The sequence below is a fragment of the Kitasatospora sp. NPDC048298 genome (genome assembly GCF_043201465.1).
GTDB lineage: Bacteria > Actinomycetota > Actinomycetes > Streptomycetales > Streptomycetaceae > Kitasatospora.
This window is the reverse complement of record NZ_JBICYZ010000163.1, coordinates 1-1,908: the sequence shown is the minus strand read 5'-3', so window position 1 is coordinate 1,908 and position 1,908 is coordinate 1. Positions and strand designations below refer to the sequence as shown.

Here is a 1,908-nt window from a genome sequence, read left to right as displayed (position 1 = left end):
CCTCGGGCGTGGCCTCGGCGAGGAAGTCGTCCACGCCGGCCTCCTCCGCGATCGCCTTGGCGGTCAGCGGGTTGTCGCCCGTGATCATGACGGTCTTGATGCCCATCCGGCGGAGCTCGTCGAAGCGCTCCCGCATGCCCTCCTTGACGACGTCCTTGAGGTGGATGACCCCGAGGACGCGGGCGGGCCCGGCGCCGATCCGCTCGGCGACGACCAGCGGGGTACCGCCGGCCGCGGATATCCCGTCGACCAGGGCGGAGACCTCGGCGCCGACCGAACCGCCGTTCTCCGTGACCCAGTTGGAGACCGCGCCGGCCGCGCCCTTGCGGACCTGGTGGACTCCTCCGGCCTCGTCGAGGTCCACGCCCGACATCCGGGTCTGGGCGGTGAACGGGACCCACGTGGCGTGCGTCAGCTCGCCCTGGGCGCGGGCCCGCAGGCCGTACTCGCTCTTGGCGAGGACCACGATCGAGCGGCCCTCCGGGGTCTCGTCCGCGAGCGAGGAGAGCTGCGCCGCGCCGGCCAGGTCCTCGGTGGACACGCCCGGGGCGGCCAGGAACTCGGCGGCCTGGCGGTTGCCCAGGGTGATGGTGCCGGTCTTGTCGAGCAGCAGCGTGTTGACGTCGCCGGCGGCCTCGACGGCGCGGCCGGACATCGCCAGCACGTTGCGCTGCACCAGACGGTCCATGCCGGCGATGCCGATCGCGGAGAGCAGCGCGCCGATGGTGGTCGGGATGAGCGCCACGATCAGGGCGACCAGGACGATCATCGTCTGCGGGGCACCCGCGTAGGTGGCCATCGGCTGGAGCGTGACGACCGCGACCAGGAAGACGACGGTCAGCGAGGCCAGCAGGATGTTGAGCGCGATCTCGTTCGGCGTCTTCTGCCGGGCGGCCCCCTCGACCAGGGCGATCATCCGGTCGATGAAGGTCTTGCCGGGCTCGGAGGAGATCCGCACCACGATCCGGTCGGACAGCACCTTGGTGCCGCCGGTGACGGCGCTGCGGTCGCCGCCCGACTCACGGATGACGGGCGCGGACTCACCCGTGATCGCCGACTCGTCGACGCTCGCGACACCCTCGACCACGTCGCCGTCGCCGGGGATGACCTGGCCGGCCTCGACCACCACGTGGTCGCCGAGCCTCAGCGCGGTGCCGGGCACCTCCTCCTCGGCGCCGGTGGCCGGCCAGTCGGTGAGCCGGCGGGCCATGGTGTCGCTCTTGGTCTTGCGCAGCGTGTCGGCCTGCGCCTTGCCGCGGCCCTCGGCCACGGCCTCGGCCAGGTTCGCGAAGACCGTGGTGAGCCACAGCCAGACGGTGATGACCCAGGCGAACACGGACGGGTCGGCGATCGCGGCGACGGTGGTGACCACCGAGCCGACCTCGACCACGAACATCACCGGGTTCTTGATCATCACCCGGGGGTCGAGCTTCTTCACCGCGTCCGGCAGGGACGCGACGATCAGCTTCGGGTCGAGCAGGCCGCTCGCCACTCTGTGCGGCGCGGCGGCCTCCGCCTGGTCGGCCGGTGCGGGGTTGAGCGTGGAGGTGGACATCAGGAGGACAGACCTTCCGCGATCGGCCCGAGAGCCAGGGCCGGGAAGTAGGTGAGGCCGACGACGATCAGGATCACGCCCGACAGCAGGCCCACGAACAGCGGCTTGTGGGTGGGCAGGGTGCCCGGGGTGGCCGGGACCGGCTGCTGCTGGGCGAGCGAACCGGCCAGCGCGAGGACGAAGACGATCGGCAGCAACCGGCCGAAGATCATCGCCAGGCCGAGCGCGGTGTCGTACCAGTCGGTGTTGACGGTGATGCCGCCGAAGGCCGAGCCGTTGTTGTTGGAGGCCGAGGTGAAGGCGTACAGCACCTCGGAGAAGCCGTGGGCGCCCGAGTTGAGCATCCCGGCGCG

General features: G+C 71.6%; 2 protein-coding genes. Both read right to left on the bottom strand.

Annotation, left to right across the window (positions count from 1 at the left end):
- A partial coding sequence (gene kdpB, locus ACGF0D_RS44160) for a potassium-transporting ATPase subunit KdpB (RefSeq protein WP_392926224.1) occupies positions 1–1,555 on the bottom strand: 1,555 nt, incomplete at its 3' end.
- The coding region (locus tag ACGF0D_RS44155; protein WP_392926222.1) for a potassium-transporting ATPase subunit KdpA at positions 1,555–1,908 on the bottom strand (354 nt) is incomplete at its 5' end. The genes kdpB and ACGF0D_RS44155, both read right to left, overlap by 1 nt.